This window comes from Mycobacterium sp. BMJ-28, from assembly GCF_054404835.1.
In genome coordinates this window covers 5,437,740-5,452,688 of the sequence record NZ_CM136783.1, presented here as the reverse complement: position 1 = coordinate 5,452,688, position 14,949 = coordinate 5,437,740, and the positions used below count along the sequence as shown (strand labels likewise).

15 protein-coding genes and 1 riboswitch are annotated in these 14,949 nt (G+C 64.1%); of the genes, 6 read left to right on the top strand and 9 right to left on the bottom strand.

Translation table 11 applies throughout. From position 1 onward, the window contains the following. Window positions 1–7: 7 nt before the first annotated feature. The 4 genes from ACXPWS_RS27095 to thiD are packed head-to-tail and all read right to left on the bottom strand — an operon-like array spanning window position 8 to window position 2,334. Complete coding sequence (locus tag ACXPWS_RS27095; protein WP_458709609.1) at window positions 8–277, bottom strand: hypothetical protein; 270 nt, start codon at window positions 275–277, stop codon at window positions 8–10. A 20-nt stretch (window positions 278–297) separates the two neighbouring features. After that, complete coding sequence (locus tag ACXPWS_RS27090) at window positions 298–888, bottom strand: septum formation family protein (RefSeq protein WP_458709608.1); 591 nt, start codon at window positions 886–888, stop codon at window positions 298–300. Then, window positions 885–1,508 carry an alpha/beta hydrolase family protein gene (locus tag ACXPWS_RS27085; RefSeq protein WP_458709607.1) on the bottom strand — a complete coding sequence of 208 codons (624 nt, stop codon included), beginning with the start codon at window positions 1,506–1,508 and terminating at the stop codon, window positions 885–887. Before ACXPWS_RS27085 ends, ACXPWS_RS27090 begins: the two co-directional genes overlap by 4 nt. Then, window positions 1,498–2,334 (bottom strand): bifunctional hydroxymethylpyrimidine kinase/phosphomethylpyrimidine kinase, encoded by an 837-nt coding sequence (thiD, locus tag ACXPWS_RS27080; RefSeq protein WP_458709606.1) that lies wholly within the window; start codon window positions 2,332–2,334, stop codon window positions 1,498–1,500. Before thiD ends, ACXPWS_RS27085 begins: the two co-directional genes overlap by 11 nt. Window positions 2,335–2,497: 163 nt before the next feature. Here thiD and ACXPWS_RS27075 point away from each other — a divergent pair, with 163 nt between their 5' ends. Next, on the top strand, window positions 2,498–3,526 hold the full coding sequence (locus ACXPWS_RS27075; RefSeq protein WP_458709605.1) for an adenosine deaminase: 1,029 nt from the start codon (window positions 2,498–2,500) through the stop codon (window positions 3,524–3,526). Here the strand turns inward: ACXPWS_RS27075 and ACXPWS_RS27070 are convergent. The 4 genes from ACXPWS_RS27070 to ACXPWS_RS27055 all read right to left on the bottom strand — a co-directional run bounded on the left by ACXPWS_RS27070 (window position 3,523) and on the right by ACXPWS_RS27055 (window position 8,825). Continuing rightward, entirely contained in the window at window positions 3,523–4,506 is a 984-nt protein-coding gene (locus tag ACXPWS_RS27070; RefSeq protein ID WP_458709604.1) for a nucleoside hydrolase, read from the bottom strand. The two genes, ACXPWS_RS27075 and ACXPWS_RS27070, sit on opposite strands and share 4 nt — an antisense overlap. 8 nt (window positions 4,507–4,514) lie before the next feature. Then, window positions 4,515–5,543 carry an L-glyceraldehyde 3-phosphate reductase gene (mgrA, locus tag ACXPWS_RS27065; RefSeq protein WP_458709603.1) on the bottom strand — a complete coding sequence of 343 codons (1,029 nt, stop codon included), beginning with the start codon at window positions 5,541–5,543 and terminating at the stop codon, window positions 4,515–4,517. 133 nt (window positions 5,544–5,676) lie between these two features. Then, on the bottom strand, window positions 5,677–6,732 hold the full coding sequence (locus ACXPWS_RS27060; protein WP_458709602.1) for a LacI family DNA-binding transcriptional regulator: 1,056 nt from the start codon (window positions 6,730–6,732) through the stop codon (window positions 5,677–5,679). A gap of 131 nt (window positions 6,733–6,863) precedes the next feature. Continuing rightward, entirely contained in the window at window positions 6,864–8,825 is a 1,962-nt protein-coding gene (locus ACXPWS_RS27055) for a primary-amine oxidase (RefSeq protein WP_458709601.1), read from the bottom strand. Window positions 8,826–9,287: 462 nt separating this feature from the next. On the opposite strand from ACXPWS_RS27055, the gene ACXPWS_RS27050 reads away from it, so the two are divergent. Genes ACXPWS_RS27050 through ACXPWS_RS27030 form a run of 5 tightly spaced genes read left to right on the top strand, consistent with a single transcriptional unit; the run spans window position 9,288 to window position 13,241 of the window. Next, the gene (locus ACXPWS_RS27050; protein ID WP_458709600.1) at window positions 9,288–9,881 is read left to right on the top strand and encodes a hypothetical protein; all 594 of its coding nucleotides are present in this window, start codon (window positions 9,288–9,290) and stop codon (window positions 9,879–9,881) included. Then, on the top strand, window positions 9,881–10,711 hold the full coding sequence (locus tag ACXPWS_RS27045; protein WP_458709599.1) for an energy-coupling factor transporter transmembrane component T: 831 nt from the start codon (window positions 9,881–9,883) through the stop codon (window positions 10,709–10,711). Before ACXPWS_RS27050 ends, ACXPWS_RS27045 begins: the two co-directional genes overlap by 1 nt. Beyond that, entirely contained in the window at window positions 10,657–11,565 is a 909-nt protein-coding gene (locus tag ACXPWS_RS27040) for an energy-coupling factor ABC transporter ATP-binding protein (RefSeq protein ID WP_458709598.1), read from the top strand. Before ACXPWS_RS27045 ends, ACXPWS_RS27040 begins: the two co-directional genes overlap by 55 nt. Further along, a complete protein-coding gene (locus tag ACXPWS_RS27035) occupies window positions 11,555–12,349 on the top strand; it encodes an energy-coupling factor ABC transporter ATP-binding protein (RefSeq protein WP_458709597.1) in 795 nt (264 codons plus the stop codon). Before ACXPWS_RS27040 ends, ACXPWS_RS27035 begins: the two co-directional genes overlap by 11 nt. A 7-nt stretch (window positions 12,350–12,356) precedes the next feature. Further along, window positions 12,357–13,241: a ribokinase gene (locus ACXPWS_RS27030; protein WP_458709596.1), complete on the top strand. Its 885-nt coding sequence runs from the start codon at window positions 12,357–12,359 to the stop codon at window positions 13,239–13,241. Here the strand turns inward: ACXPWS_RS27030 and thiC are convergent. Then, window positions 13,224–14,780: a phosphomethylpyrimidine synthase ThiC gene (thiC, locus tag ACXPWS_RS27025; protein WP_458709595.1), complete on the bottom strand. Its 1,557-nt coding sequence runs from the start codon at window positions 14,778–14,780 to the stop codon at window positions 13,224–13,226. The genes ACXPWS_RS27030 and thiC overlap by 18 nt on opposite strands. Next, window positions 14,773–14,884, bottom strand: a riboswitch (TPP riboswitch). It overlaps the preceding gene by 8 nt. Between the last annotated feature and the right edge of the window lie 65 nt (window positions 14,885–14,949).

The following is a 14,949-nucleotide window of genomic DNA, read 5'->3' as shown; positions in this document are numbered from 1 at the left end:
CCGGCAGCTACCGGTTGCGAATCGCGTTGGCGGCCAGATAGCCGATGTACCCCAGCGAGCCGAGCTTGGCCAGCTTGCGGGTTTTGGGGACCAGCAGGCCGACGCCGATCGCGGTCTCGATGCTGCCGTTTATCTTGATGTGGCGTTCGGTGTCGCGCGGGAACGCGGGCCGGGTGGCCGAATCGAACACCTTCGGTGCGATGAAATGCGTGACACCGGCGCCCGCCAGGGCCAATCCGGTGAGGACGACGGCCGGGGACTTCTTCTTCTCTGACACGGAACCGACGGTACCGTAGGTCATCCTTTGATCGATCCGGTCCTCGGTGTGTCGGTGGTCGCGATGCAGGTGACGGCGCGGTCCCCGCGCTTCCACGATGCCTCGGTCGGGTACAGGACGAACATGCCGACCTCGGAATCCGCCAGGGCCGCCGACGAATACGCCGCCAGCGCGGGCTGGCACTTGTCCTGGTAGCCGACGATCTTCGATTGGCCGGGGAAGTCGTCGCCCGCCACGGTGATGACGGCGAACACCTCGCCCTTGTGCGGCCGGCTGCACTCGACGGTTTTCACCGCTGACACCAGGCTCGAATCCGAGGGGATATCGGTCAGGCAGTCACCCACTGCGATCTCGGCGGCGTCGACCACATCGGAGTTCTTCATCAACAGTACGATCCCGACCACCCCCACGACGGCCAGCAGTGCGAACCCGCCCGCGATGAGCCCGATGATCAAACCCCACCGGGTCTTGCGCGGCGGCGGTGGTGGCGCCTGGTACGGGTAGCCGTACGAATACGGCTGCGGGGGTGGCGGTGGCGCCCCATAAGCCGGCGGTGTATGTCCCCCGTCGCTTCGCTCGCCCCAGGGCGGCCCGTAGGGCGGCTGCGTCATGGGATGACGATAACCGCCGCCGACACCGCGAGCGCGGGAACGTCCAGGGTCTTGGAGCCCAGATCGTGCCGGGCTCCGGTGATCTCCACGACCGTGGTGGGACCGGTGATCAGGGCCGCGGCGGCGGTGATCTCGTCGATTCTGCCGAACGGATCGGCGGTGCCGTGGGTGAACACCGTCGGCACGCCGATCTGCGGCAGGTGCTCGGTGCGGGCTCGTTCCGGCTTACCCGGTGGGTGCAGGGGATAGGAGAACAACGTCAGCACATCCGGGCCGTCGTTTCCGGCCGCGACCATCGATGTCATCCGTCCGCCATAGGAGTGACCACCGGCGAGCACCGGGCCGTGGCCCAGTGCGCGCGCCCATCCGATCGCCTCGGCGATGCCTTCCTGATCGGCCTTCGCGGAACCCGACGGCGGCCCTTTGGGGCGGCGCCGCCGGTAAGGCAGGTTGTACCGGACCGCGAGGAAGCCGTTGCGTGCCCACTGTTCGCAGATCCGGATCAGCAGCGGGGAGTCCCGGCTACCGCCCGCGCCATGGGTGAGCAGCACCACGCCTTTTGGGCCCGTCGGGCCCACCTCGGGTTCGTGCGCCACCCCGGCCAGTTCGTCAAGACTCATGGGCGAGCCTGAACAGGGCGTTCACCGGGCCATGGCCCCGACCCAACGGGTATGCGGCGCGCAGGCACTCGGTGACCCAACGTTTGGCGAAGGCCACTGCGTCGGGGACGGTGTAACCGTGCGCCAGCGCGCAGGTGGTGGCCGCGGCCAGGGTGTCACCGGCGCCGTGGTCGTGGCCGGTGTCGATGCGTTCGGCATCGAATTCGTAGAAGTCGGTGCCGTTATAGAGCAGGTCGGGGCTGTGTGCGGAGGATCGCAGGTGGCCACCCTTGACCAGAGCCCACTTCGGCCCCAGTGCGTGCAGAGCCTTGACGGCGTCGCGCTGGGTGGCGGCGTCGATCACGTCGATCCCGGTGATCAGCCGGACCTCGTCGAGGTTCGGTGTCACCAGGGTGGCGATCGGAAACAGTTGGGTGCGAACCGAATCCAGTGCCGACGGATGCAGCAGCGGGTCGCCGTGCATGGACGCGCACACCGGGTCGACCACCAGGGGCGCCTCGATGTCCAGGCCGCGCCAGGTGTCGGCGACCACACCGATGATCTCCGCGGAGGCCAGCATGCCGGTCTTGGCGGCCTCGATGCCGATATCGCCGGCGACCGACTCGAGCTGGCCGGCGATGATGTCCAGTGGGATCTCGTGAAAACCCTTCACGCCCACTGAGTTCTGCACCGTCACCGCGGCGACGGTGACCAGGCCGTGCAGCCCGAGCATCGCGAAGGTGCGCAGATCGGCCTGGATGCCTGCCCCACCGCCGGAATCACTGCCGGCGATGGTCATGACGCGTAACGGGGTCTGGCCCGCCTGCGCGAGCGGTAGGTACTCCACGTGACATCTCCCTGCTCCGGCGGTCCCTGAGTGCAACTTTAGTCAGTTCGCAATGTGGAACCAGCTGGGGGACGCAGTACCGGGGTGGGGGTGTCCGGGAATGGGAGCGAGCGATTCCGTCAAACCCTTGACGTAAAGCGTGTAACGCGGTTCTATCAGGGGCATGTCGAACGCCGGAACGTCACCACACTCCGCCTTCATCGCCGGGCTTCCCAAGGCGGAACTGCACGTACACCATGTCGGCTCCGCATCGCCACGCATCGTCTCCGAGTTGGCGACCCGACACCCCGGCACGGTGCCTTCGGACCTCGACGAACTCAAAGACTTCTTCAAGTTTCGGGACTTCGACCACTTCACCGACGTCTATGAAGCGGTGGTCGCCCTCATCCGCGATCCGGAAGACATCCGGCTCCTCACCTATGAGGTCGCCTCCGAACTGGCCGCCCAGAACGTCAGGTACGTCGAACTGACGTGCACGCCGTACACGTCTATCGAAGCGGGAGTGCCGATCGAGGCATATGTCGAGGCGATCGAGGCGGCGCGCGTCGAAGCCGAGCGAGAACTCGGTGTGGTCATGCGGTGGATCTTCGACATACCCGGTGAATTCGGACTCCCCGCAGCCGATGTCACCCTCGACGCCGCGCTACGGCACGGGCCGCCGGCCCTGGTCGGCTTCGGACTTGGCGGCCCCGAGGTAGGGGTCGGGAGGCCGCAGTTCAAACCGCATTTCCAGAAGGCGGTTGCCGCGGGTCTGCACAGCGTTCCTCACGCAGGCGAGACCACCGGCCCGGAGACTATTTGGGACGCCCTCCGCGACCTTGGCGCCGAACGCATTGGACACGGTACGTCGTCGACCCAAGATCCCACGCTGATGGCGCATCTCAAGGAGCACGGAATCGCACTCGAGGTGTGCCCGTCGTCGAACATCGCCACCCGAGCGGTCGCATCGCTCGACGTGCATCCGATCGTCGACATGTGGGCTGCGGGCGCCATGGTGACGATCAACTCCGACGACCCACCGATGTTCGGCACCACGCTCAACCGCGAGTACGAGATCGCTGCTGAACTCTTGAGTCTCGACGAAGCTGGAATCGCCCAGCTGGCGCGCAACGCGGTGGAGGCATCGTTCTTGGATGGCCCTGGGCGTGCAGCGTTGGCGGCGGAGATCGATGCCTACCTCGGCAGTCGCTAGAGCGGTTGACGGGTTTGCCGCGGGCCGGTCAGCGTCTCGATGAGATGTGGCGCAACTCCGGCGTCGGTCGCGAGGGTGATGCGGGTGCGCACACCCAGGTGGTCGCCGTCGCCCCGCCGCTGTCCCCGCATATCGCAGATCGTCTGTCCACGCCCCGGTCCGTGCGTCGTGTCGACTTCGATCGGCACTGCGGGGGCCACGGTTGGGTTGATGTTGCCCGCGGCGATCGCCGCTGCGAGCGGATCATGAAGCGCGCAGCACCGCCGACCGTATACGGACTGGTAGAACCCGAAGTAGTAGTCGAGCATCTCGCCAACGTGGCCGGCCAGGGGATTGTCGGAGTCGCTAAGCAGTCGTTGATGCTCGTCGTGGAAGGTGTTCTCCATCGTGACGTCCAACGGGACGAGATTGACGTCCCAGTCGGCGGAGATGACCCGCTGTGCCGCGTCGGGGTCGTGCCAGATGTTCGCTTCGGCAACGGGAGTGACGTTGCCGGGAACGAGTGCGGCGCCACCCATTACGGTGACCGAGGCGACGCGCGATGGCAGGCCCGGTTGCCGATCGAGCGCGTGCGCAAGGTTCGTCAATGGCCCAATGGCCAGCACATGCAACGTGCCGTGGTACTCGTCCGATAGTTGGATGAGCAGCTCGGCGGCGTCCACGTTGGCGGGGCCGTGGGGAGCCCGGGGGAGTTCGACGTCGCCGATTCCGTTGTGTCCGTGCACCGATGGCGAGCCACCATCGAAGGGCTGGGTGAGCCAGTCGTGCCCGCCGATCGCGACCGGCACGTCGAGGCGCCCGGCCACGGCAAGGAGGTCGAGTGTGTTCTGTCCCGCCTGGGCGGCGCTGGTGTTGCCGCTGACTGTGCCGACGCCAACCAGGTCGACCGCGGATGAGGCCAGCAGGTACGCCAGGGCCAGTGCGTCGTCGATCCCGGTGTCGCAGTCGAGGAAGATGGGACGAGGGTCGGAGTTGAGCATGGTTGACCTCAGTTCTCGCTAGAGTCGTGCCAGAGATTGACGCCGAGATCGACTGCGTGCTCGTCGATCTGGGCGAGTTCGTTCGCCGTCAGATCTAGGTTCCCGACGACTGCCAAGTTGTCGTCGAGTTGCGCCGTGCTGGATGCACCGATGAGAACCGAGGCGACAGTGGTGTCGCGCAGGGCCCACGCGAGAGCAAGCTGTGCCAGTGACTGCCCGCGCTGCTCGGCGATCATGTTGAGCTTGCGAACGCGCGCCAGGTTCTCCTCTGTGAGGAACGCGGGGCGCAATGACCCCTCCCGTGCTCCGCGTGAACCCTTGGGGGTGCCCGACAGGTAGCGGTCCGTGAGGAGACCTTGGGCCAGCGGGGAGAACGCGATCAGCCCGATGCCCAATGTCTTTGCCTCGTCGATCAGCTCGCTCTCGATCCATCGATTGACCATCGAGTACGAAGGTTGATGGATGAGCAGAGGCGTTCCCAGGTCCTGCAGGATGGCGGCCGCTTCTCTCGTTCGTTGCGCGGAGTAGCTCGAGATGCCGGCGTAGAGCGCCTTACCGGAGGTGACGGCCGAATGTAGTGCCCCCATGGTTTCCTCGAGAGGAGTGTTCGGGTCGAACCGGTGAGAGTAGAAGATGTCGACGTAGTCCAGGCCCATCCGTCGTAGCGACTGATCGAGGCTGGCTACCAAGTGCTTTCGCGATCCCCATTCTCCGTACGGGCCTTGCCACATGTCGTAGCCCGCCTTGGTCGAGATGACTATCTCGTCGCGGTGCTGACTGAGATCTTCTTGGAGGATTCTGCCGAAGTTGATCTCTGCACTGCCGTATGGCGGTCCGTAGTTATTCGCCAGGTCGAAGTGGGTGACACCACAGTCGAAGGCTCGCAATATGATTGAACGCTGGGTGTCCAGCGGAGCCTCGTCTCCGAAGTTCTGCCACAGACCCAGTGATATGGCCGGCAACTGCAGACCACTCCTTCCCACCCGGCGGTACACAGCGGATTCGTACCGGTCCGCGATGGGGAGATGGTTGGGCATGGGTGTCCTTTCGGTGGGGTAGGTGTACCCGGGTCGTCGTTCGGTTGATCAAACGTTTGCCGTTATACGTTTGACGTGGGTGATTCTGTTCTCGTAAGAGGTATGCGTTGTGGGCCGCTGTTGGCCCTAGGCGTTACGGACTACCGAAAGTGTGCCGCGCAGGGCCAGTCGATGCTCGAACGATGAGCTCGGTGGGCACTTGAATCGTCGGCGGCGCGATCTCCGGCTGTTGCTCGATGAGGTCGAGCAGCACCGTGGCACCCATTCGCCCAAGGGTGGCGGCAGGCAGATCGACAGTCGTGAGGCTCGGAGTCATCAACGACGAGAACGGCAGATTGTCGAATGCGGCAACCGATACCTCGCCGGGGACGGCAACGCCGAGATCGGCGAGCGCTGCGAGAACTCCGTATGCCTGCACGTCGGTGGCAGCGACGATGACACTGATGCCGCTATCGCGCCAGGCCGACCACTCTTGCATGACGTGCGCTTTCGTATCTTCGATGGAGGAGCTGGCTCTCGTCAATTTGATCTCGGGTTCGTGCGCGAGCCGCGAGAACTCGGATGTCAAGGCCTGTCGCCGCCGCTGGAATGTCGACACCCTCCGAACGAAGTCGACGTAGACCATTCGTTGGTGGCCTAGTTCTACGAGATGGCGGGCCAGCTCGGCGGCGCCAGTTGAGGCCTTGTAGGAGATTCGCGCGAATTCCCGCTTGGCACGCGGCTGGTAGTCCAGAAGCACGGCGGGGGTGTGTGCGGGCACCTGGGCGACCTGCTCCGGAGTGGGGGCATGCAGCAGGATGCCATCTACGCCGAATCCGATGACCTTCGCGATGTCCGATTCGGCATCTTCGGGTTCGGACACAGCCAGCATGAGTTGGATGTCCCTGCCGATCAGCACTTCGGAAATGGCAGAGGCCATCAACGACATGACGGGGTTCGTCAGGTCACGGGTGACCAGGGCCAAGCAGCTACGTCGACCGGTGACGAGGCTGCTCGCGGAACGATTCACCACGTAGCCGAGGTCGGTGATCGCCTGCTGCACGCGTTCCTGCAGCTGCAGCGAGATCCTGCCCTCGGCCTTACCGTTGGCGATCAACGAGACGGTGGCGGTCGACACCCCAGCGCGTCGCGCGACGTCTATGGCTCGCGCAGGCCTGCGCGGCGGGTCGAGTACCTTCTCGTCGGTCATGAAGTCCTGCGTTTCACGTCAGTGGTGCGGGCTTCGGATGGTACCGGAAGCCACGGTGGCTCTGCCGTCGCAGCGCCGTGGTGCGGCCGGGTGATTGGCTGGTATCGGCGTCCGAACATCGTCAACGGTGCTCAATCATCTACGGACGCATGGCAATGCGACGACTTCACCGCGGTTGGTCGAGGCAGGTCGAGCGCTGGGTTACCGTCGAAGAAGCCGATGGGCCGCAGATCGAATCCGGCGTGGGCGACGGGCATGACCGGCCAGTCTTCTGGCCGCACGATGTGGTGGACGCCGAAGACGTACCAAACGACGAGATCCACGTCGACTACGTCGCGGTCGCGAGCCGCGAACTGCGGAAGTCCCTGGCCGATACCGAAACTGCGGTGGGGGAACTCGCCGGCGGCGTAGAGCTCGTTGGGCTCGTACCTTGTGACCCACAGGTGGTAGTCGACGAAGCCGGCGCGGCGGCGCACGGGTGCGTTGGCGGTGAACATCGGGTTGGCGTTCATGCCGGGGACCAATCCGTACGCGGTCGGTTGTCCAAGCCGGTTTCGTGCGTTGTCGTTGGCGATGGTCCAAAGTCGCTGCTTGTCGAAGCTGACGTGGCGGCGTGCGGACTGCTCGGTCTTGAGCGCACTGGATTCGACGTACCAGGCGTTGCCGCGCACGTTGTCAGGGTCGTGTTCGGCGAGCACACTGTTGTGCTCGTAAACGGTGTTGGTGGCTCCGTCGACCATCGGGTCGATGCGTACGCAGAAGAAGTGTTGATGATTGGGTCCGTAGAGCCCAGGGGCGACGGGCACCCCATACCGCGGCTCGTTACAGGAGTCGTAGGCGCCGGTGGCGATGATTCCCGTCAGTTTGACTTCGAACTGGATGCTGCCGTCGATGTTGAAACACCAGTAGAAGCCATAGTCGTAGTTTCCGATCGTGGTGAACGACGAGACGATGAACCTACGACCGCGTCGCACGTGGCTGCCTGCGGCGTCGGTGTGTTTCCAGGCGATGCCGTCATCCTCCTCGTGCATGCAGATCGCGTTCGCGATCACCTGTGCCTCACCGGTCTCGGTGTTGATCACGGCATCCAGGTATTGAGTACCACCCGGACAGTCGCAACCCAGCGACAGACTGTTGGCGGTCATGCCGAGCCCGCACTCGCCGGCATCGAAGGCGTTCCGCAGGCGGTGCATGGGCGCGGTATCGCCATACGGCACCACCATTTCCGACACCGCAGCGCGGTAGGCCACCGGCCTGCGCTCACCGCGGTCGCTGTAATGAACGTCGTAGATCACCAGCCCTTCCCGCGTCGACCAACCGACCCGGAACTCCCAATTGCTCCAGGTAACCCGGTGGCCGTCGATCTGGAAGGTCACACCGTCGGGCTGGACGGTATCGATCGCTGCAAGGCCGGAGCGTTCGCCGTCAGGAAAGGTGGGTACGTTGCCCGGCGCACGGAAGAGTTCGGGGGTGTAGTTGCCGTCGTGCTCGGGGATCGACACGACGCCGTAGTCGAAGACCTTCACCACCTGCTCCCGATCCAGGTCGACACGAACGATGAGGCCCTCGACCGGTCGTGCGTATTCGTTGTCACCCTCGTTGCGGTGCAGCATCGTGATGGTGTCGACGAACCGGTCGTCGGGGGAGATCACATCTTCTTCGGCATCGGGTGTGATGCCCCATGGCGAGATCGACGTCAGCGCCGGATCGGTGATCCCCCGCTTGCCAAGCGCTTCGAGCCACTCCGGGTTGGACCGGACGACCTGCTCGGCGCGCAGGCAGTCCTCGTAGATGAGCGCGGTCTGCTCCCCGGGGCGCTCCGTCCAGGACAGAACCGCACCATCGGTCAGCGAAACCGTTCCGCTGTACGTCTTGCGGGCGGCAGGATCGCGGGCGGTGAGAATTGCGCGCCGTTCGATTGCCTTGTCACCCGAGGTGGCGTCCTTGGCCGGTTCCAACAGGTCCACCGTTGCGATGCGCAAGGGTCCGTCGTGATGGCCGAGCAGCAGTCTGGCTGCCGCTTCGATCTCGCTAGCGGACAACGGATCCAAGGGGTGCCGATGCTGCTCGGGGTGAGGGCCGGTGGGAAACATGTTGTCCTTTCGTCAGTGCTGCCTATCAGCCACGGGCATTCGCGTCGGTCGGGTGTAGGTGAGTAACGAGATTCGACGAGGACCGTGGCGATTAACGACTGGACACTGCTGCACTTGCAATCGACGGTCGCGTGGCCGGCAGTGCAACCATGTCAATGTCAAGCGCTTTACGTCAAGCCTTTGACTAATTTCGCCCAGAGTATTGCGGTGCCAACGCAGCGTTGTTAACCTCACTCAAATGCTCGACACGCGACCCGTGTCACGGAAACACCTGATTGCAGCCGCTCAATGCGAGCCACATCAGCGCAACAGCAGGGGCGACGGCGCCTACGCAATGTTCTCGAATCTGTTCGCACACAGGCGAGTTACTCCGAATCCGCCTCTACTGAAGGAGAATCCAGCGTGGCAAATGACGGGAGGTTCGTCCGCTTCCTCAAGGGGTATGGACGCCTCACTATCTTCATGATCCCAATCGGCATCGCGATCAACATCGTGGGCGGTCAGATCGCGATCCTGCTGAAGCTGCCTGCCTACCTCGACAGCGTCGGCACGATCCTCATCGGCGCATTGTGCGGCTGTTGGCCCGGTGCAATCGTCGGCGCGGTCTCCAACCTGCTCAACGCGATCACTCTGCCGACCGCGGCCCCGTACACACTTCTCAGCATTCTGTTCGGCCTGCTCGCCGGCTACCTATCCAGGCTGGGCGTGTTCCGTGTCTTCTGGAAGGCGCTGCTGAGCGCAATTCCGTTCTCGATCATCGGTGGTGGGGCCGGGGCATGCATCACCTTGGCGCTCTACGGCGGATTCGGCGGCCAAGGAACCGATTTCATCACCACCAGCTTCATCGCGGCGGGCATTTCCAAGAACGTTGCGGTGTTCTTGGCGGCGGTACCGGTGGACGTCATCGACAAGATCCCGACGGTCATCTTGGTGTACTTGATCATCGGGCGCATCTCCAAGCGACTCATGTCTAAGATGCCGCTGGGTTACGTCTATCTCGAAAAGCCCAAGAAGGCGGCCAAGGCGGCGACAGCCTCCGAGACCGCCGGCGCCTGATGAGCCGCCCGATCGCCTCTGCGTCCGGAACGGCGCTCAACAAGGACGCCATCTGTCAGCGCTTCCGAGAGCCTCAAACGCTGCACAATCGGATTCGGGACTGCACTCCAGGAACGATCTTCGTCGTCGTGCTGTCCATGGCCGTCGTCGCAGCCTCCCGCGACGGCTACTGGTGGAAGGCGGCGATGTGCGTTGCCTATCTGGTGCTGGCCTATATGGCGGGCGTTGGCACGTCCTTCCTGCTGGCCTTTCTTCGGCTGGGTCTGGTGGTCGGTGGGATCCTGTTCGTCGCGCGGTCGCTGGTGCTGCCGGGGGAGCACGTGCTCTTGACGATCGGCGCGCTGAAGGTCAGTCGCGAAAGCATCGACGGTGCAGGAAGATTCGCGCTCGTCGTGGTGGTGATCTCTGGCGCGGTGATCCTGCTCTTCAAGATCGTGCCCATGAAGAACATGATGCAGGCGCTCGAATCGTCCGGCCTGACCCCACGGGCAACGTTCGTCGTGCTGGCGTCGATCCAATCTATCACCAGCCTCGGCGAGCACTCTCGCATCGTGTCGGAAGCGCAGGAATCGCGGGGCATCGAAATGGGCGGCTCACTGCCCCGAAAGGTCAAGGCGTTCTTCTCGATTGTCGCGCCAGTGTTCCTTGCCGCGATCAGCGAGACCGAGGAGCGCGCCCTGGCTCTGGATGCGCGCGCGTTCAATGCGTCCAACAAGCACACGCACCTCGTTCAGATGAAGCCGGCGTCGATCGGGCAAAGGATCGCGGCGCTGGCATGCCTGACACTGGCAGTGCTCTCGGTTCTGGGAGCGGTGACATCGTGGTCCTAGCCAGGCTCAGAGACGTCACGTTCACCTACGAGTACACCGAAACCCCCGCACTCCAGAATGTTTCGGTCGACATCGAGGAAGGCAAGCTCACCGGCATCGTGGGGCTCAACGCCAGCGGAAAGAGCACGCTATGCAGTCTGTTGCGCGGCATCATCCCGCACTTCCACAAGGGAGACTTGGAGGGGCAGGTCGAGATATTGGGCCGCGACCTCGCCGACTGGGATCCCGGTGAACTGTCGGTCAAGATCGGCTACGTCTTCGAGAACCCGTTCACGCAGATCAGCGGCGTCAAGGAGACGGTCTTCGAGGAGATCGCCCTTGGCTTGGAGAACCTTGGCACCGAGCGTGAGCTGATCATTCAGCGTGTAGCGGGTGTCATCGACGAGCTCGCGCTCTGGCCGATCGCCGAGAAGAACCCAAACTCGTTGTCCGGAGGGCAGCGTCAAAAGGTCGCCTTCGCATCGATCATCGCCATGGACGCAGACGTGCTCGTCATCGACGAGCCCACGTCCCAACTGGATCCCGAATCCTCGGACGAGGTGTTGCAGATCATCAGCCAGCTCAAGGACGACGGTAAGTCCATCGTGCTTGTCGAGCACAAGATCGACTTGCTCGCCCAATACGCCGACCGCCTCGTCGTCATGCACGAAGGCTCTGTGGCCTTCGAGGGCGCCGCGCGCGAGGTGCTGACGTCTCCGAAACTGCTCCAAGCCGGCGTTGCCCCACCGGATGTCACCGATTTGGCACTGCGGCTTCAGGCCGTAGGCCGAGGTCTTGACTTCCTGCCGATAACCCGCGGGGAGGCTCGGCCCCTCATCGAGGCCCGCCTAGAAGGAGCCATCGGTGCCCATTGAGCTGAACGAGGTGTCATTCGCCTACCCGGACGGCTCACTCGCCATCGAGTCTGTCTCACTACGGGTCGGCGATGGGGAGCGGTTGGCGATCGTTGGTCAGAACGGTGCGGGCAAGACCACGACGGCCAAGATGATGAACGGACTGCTCAAACCTACCAGCGGGGTCGTCCGGGTCAATGGTCAAGAGACGGCTGGACGTTCCACCGCGGCCATCGCCAAGGACGTCGGCTACGTCTTTCAGAACCCCGACGACCAGATCTTCTCCAGCACGGTCAAGGACGAGTTGGAGTACATGCCGCACTACTTCAAGTGGGACGACGACCGCACTGGGCAACGGGTGCATCGCGCTGCGGACATGGCCGGGGTTGCTGAATTTCTAGACGAAAACCCCAACGACCTTCCGTTTGCGGTCAAGAAGTTCGTCGCGATGGCGGCGATTCTCGTCGCCGATCTCCGATTCATCGTGCTCGACGAACCGACGGCCGGGCTCGATCACCGCGGCATCGCACTCCTCAACGGCGTGATCGATCAGCTTCGCGGAGAGGGTGTCGGCGTCGTAACCATCACCCACGACATGCGTTTCGTGGTCGAGAGCTTCGACCGCGTCGTGGTGATGGCCAACCGGCGGGTCGTCGCGGACGGTCCTTGTCGCGACGTCTTCTCCGACAGCTCGCTACTTCAAACCGCCCGCCTGCGCCGACCCGAAGCGACACAACTCGCCAACGACCTGAACCTCGGCCGTGAAGCTCTCCGCCTGGTCGACATCGTGGCTCGGATTCCCTGACCGGGCCGTGAGCATCGCCGAAACGAAAGGCATTTCCTGCATGGCTGTTTCACCGAAGATCGCCGTCGTTGGAAGCATCAACGTCGACCTGACCGCACGGGTTGACCGTCTCCCAGCTCCCGGCGAGACCATCGGCGGCGGAACCCTACAGCGGGCACCGGGTGGCAAAGGAGCAAACCAAGCTGTTGCCGCCGCCCGGCTCGGCGCAACTGTGCGCATGATCGGCGCTGTCGGAGATGATCCCGACGGGCGCTGGTCCGTCGCGCAACTCCAGGCAGCCGGCATCGACGCCACCGGTGTCAAGGTGGTGGGCGAGGCCACCGGGATTGCGCTGATCGGCGTCGATGACAACGGCGAGAACCAGATCATGGTCTGCTCCGGCGCCAACACCACTGTGAGCATCGATCAAGTGCAGCTCGCGCCAGACGAGACGGTCCTTACTCAGCTGGAGATCAGCGTCGGCGTCTTGGTAGCACTCGCCAGACGACGCCCAGGGTTTCTCGTCGTGAATGCCGCACCCGCGCAAGAACTCCCGCAAGAGCTGATCGCAGGTGTCGACCTGTTCGTCGTCAACGAGACTGAGTACGCGCTGATGCCCGAACTGCGCTCCGCGCGGCGAGTCGCCGTCACCTACGGCGAACGGGGGGCCTGTTTGGTGACCGGCGGCGTCGAGAGCGCCCGCGTACCCGCCGTCCGTACAGACGTCGTCAACACCGTAGGAGCCGGTGACGCGTTCTGCGCCGCCCTCGTGTTGGCGCTGCGCCTTGGCGCCTCCGACACCGATGCATTAGCTACCGCGTGTGCAGTCGGTGCCGCCGCCGTCGAACACCCGGACAGTCAACCGCCGTTCCAGCCGATCGACTGGTACAGCCCGTCAGGTGCTCAACGGTAGATACACCCGGTTGCCGTGTTCGGCGAACTCCTGCGATTTCTCCGCCATGGCGTCACGAATATCCTGGGTGATCCGCATCGAGCAGAACTTCGGGCCGCACATCGAACAGAAGTGCGCGGTCTTGGCCGGTTCGGCGGGCAGCGTCTCATCGTGGAACTCGCGCGCGGTATCCGGGTCCAGGGACAGTGCGAACTGGTCGTGCCAGCGGAACTCGAAGCGGGCTTTGGACAGTGCGTTGTCGCGGTCCTGGGCACGGGGATGACCCTTGGCCAGGTCCGCGGCGTGTGCGGCGATCTTGTAGGCGATCACCCCGTCCTTGACGTCCTTGCGGTCCGGCAGCCCCAGGTGCTCCTTGGGGGTGACGTAACAGAGCATCGCGGTGCCGGCCTGGGCGATGATGGCCGCCCCGATCGCGGAGGTGATGTGGTCGTATGCCGGGGCGATATCGGTGGTCAGCGGGCCCAGAGTGTAGAACGGGGCCTCCTCGCAGAGCTCTTCCTCCAGCCGGACGTTCTCCACGATCTTGTGCATCGGGACATGCCCAGGGCCTTCGATCATCACCTGCACGCCATGGGCTTTCGCGATCTTGGTGAGCTCACCGAGGGTTTCCAGCTCCGCGAACTGCGCGGCGTCGTTCGCATCGGCGATGGACCCGGGACGCAGGCCGTCGCCGAGAGAAAAGGTGACGTCGTAACGGGCCAGAATGTCGCAGAGCTCGGCGAAGTTCTCGTACAGGAACGATTCCCGATGGTGTGCCAGCATCCAGGCCGCCATGATCGAGCCGCCTCGGCTGACGATGCCGGTGACCCGGTTGACGGTCAGCGGGATGTAGCGCAGCAGTACCCCCGCGTGCACCGTCATGTAGTCCACGCCTTGCTCGCACTGCTCGATCACGGTGTCGCGGTAGGCCTCCCAGGTGAGCTTGGTGGGATCGCCGTCGACCTTCTCCAGCGCCTGGTAGATCGGCACGGTGCCGACCGGCACAGGGGAGTTGCGCAGGATCCATTCGCGGGTCAGGTGGATATCGCGCCCGGTAGACAGGTCCATGATGGTGTCCGCGCCCCAGCGCGTCGCCCAGACCATCTTGTCGACTTCTTCGGCGATCGAGCTGGTGACCGCCGAGTTGCCGATATTGGCGTTGATCTTCACTGCGAACGCCTTGCCGATGATCATCGGCTCGGATTCGGGGTGGTTGTGGTTGGCCGGGATCACGGCACGGCCGCGGGCGACCTCGTCGCGCACCAGCTCGGCCGGTACGCCCTCGCGTTCGGCGATGAACGCCATCTCCGCGGTGATCTCGCCGGTGCGCGCCCGTTGCAACTGGGTGCCCTTGTCGCGGAGCACGCCGGGTCGCGGCCGTAGACCTTTCTCCAGGTCGATGGTGGCGTGCTCGTCGGTGTACGGCCCCGACGTGTCGTACAGATCGAAATGCTCACCGGTGGTCAGGTGCACACGGCGTAACGGCACGCCTTGCTCGGTGTACACCTTCGAGCTGCCCGCGATCGGGCCGAGGGTCACGGCATCAACAGAAACGGTCATCAACAGATCTCCCTACGCCGGCATTACCCGGTCAGGTTCGTACGGTCGACGGCCCGACTAGCCGTCCTCTCAGCGCACTTGGGTGCGCTCCCGCGTTGGACGGTTCCAAGCTAGCCCACGCCGCCCGGAATGTGAATTGCCGGGGGATCGTTTGGATAGCTAATATATG

Bases quoted from the DNA above. Each gene is read 5' to 3' on its own strand.
- ACXPWS_RS27090 (WP_458709608.1), bottom strand. From the start codon at position 888: ATGACGCAGCCGCCCTACGGGCCGCCCTGGGGCGAGCGAAGCGACGGG.
- thiC (WP_458709595.1), bottom strand. From the start codon at position 14,780: ATGACCGTTTCTGTTGATGCCGTGACCCTCGGCCCGATCGCGGGCAGC.
- ACXPWS_RS27070 (WP_458709604.1), bottom strand. From the start codon at position 4,506: ATGCTCAACTCCGACCCTCGTCCCATCTTCCTCGACTGCGACACCGGG.
- ACXPWS_RS27055 (WP_458709601.1), bottom strand. From the start codon at position 8,825: ATGTTTCCCACCGGCCCTCACCCCGAGCAGCATCGGCACCCCTTGGAT.
- ACXPWS_RS27085 (WP_458709607.1), bottom strand. From the start codon at position 1,508: ATGAGTCTTGACGAACTGGCCGGGGTGGCGCACGAACCCGAGGTGGGC.
- ACXPWS_RS27075 (WP_458709605.1), top strand. From the start codon at position 2,498: ATGTCGAACGCCGGAACGTCACCACACTCCGCCTTCATCGCCGGGCTT.
- ACXPWS_RS27050 (WP_458709600.1), top strand. From the start codon at position 9,288: ATGATCCCAATCGGCATCGCGATCAACATCGTGGGCGGTCAGATCGCG.
- mgrA (WP_458709603.1), bottom strand. From the start codon at position 5,543: ATGCCCAACCATCTCCCCATCGCGGACCGGTACGAATCCGCTGTGTAC.
- ACXPWS_RS27045 (WP_458709599.1), top strand. From the start codon at position 9,881: ATGAGCCGCCCGATCGCCTCTGCGTCCGGAACGGCGCTCAACAAGGAC.
- ACXPWS_RS27040 (WP_458709598.1), top strand. From the start codon at position 10,657: ATGCCTGACACTGGCAGTGCTCTCGGTTCTGGGAGCGGTGACATCGTG.
- ACXPWS_RS27060 (WP_458709602.1), bottom strand. From the start codon at position 6,732: ATGACCGACGAGAAGGTACTCGACCCGCCGCGCAGGCCTGCGCGAGCC.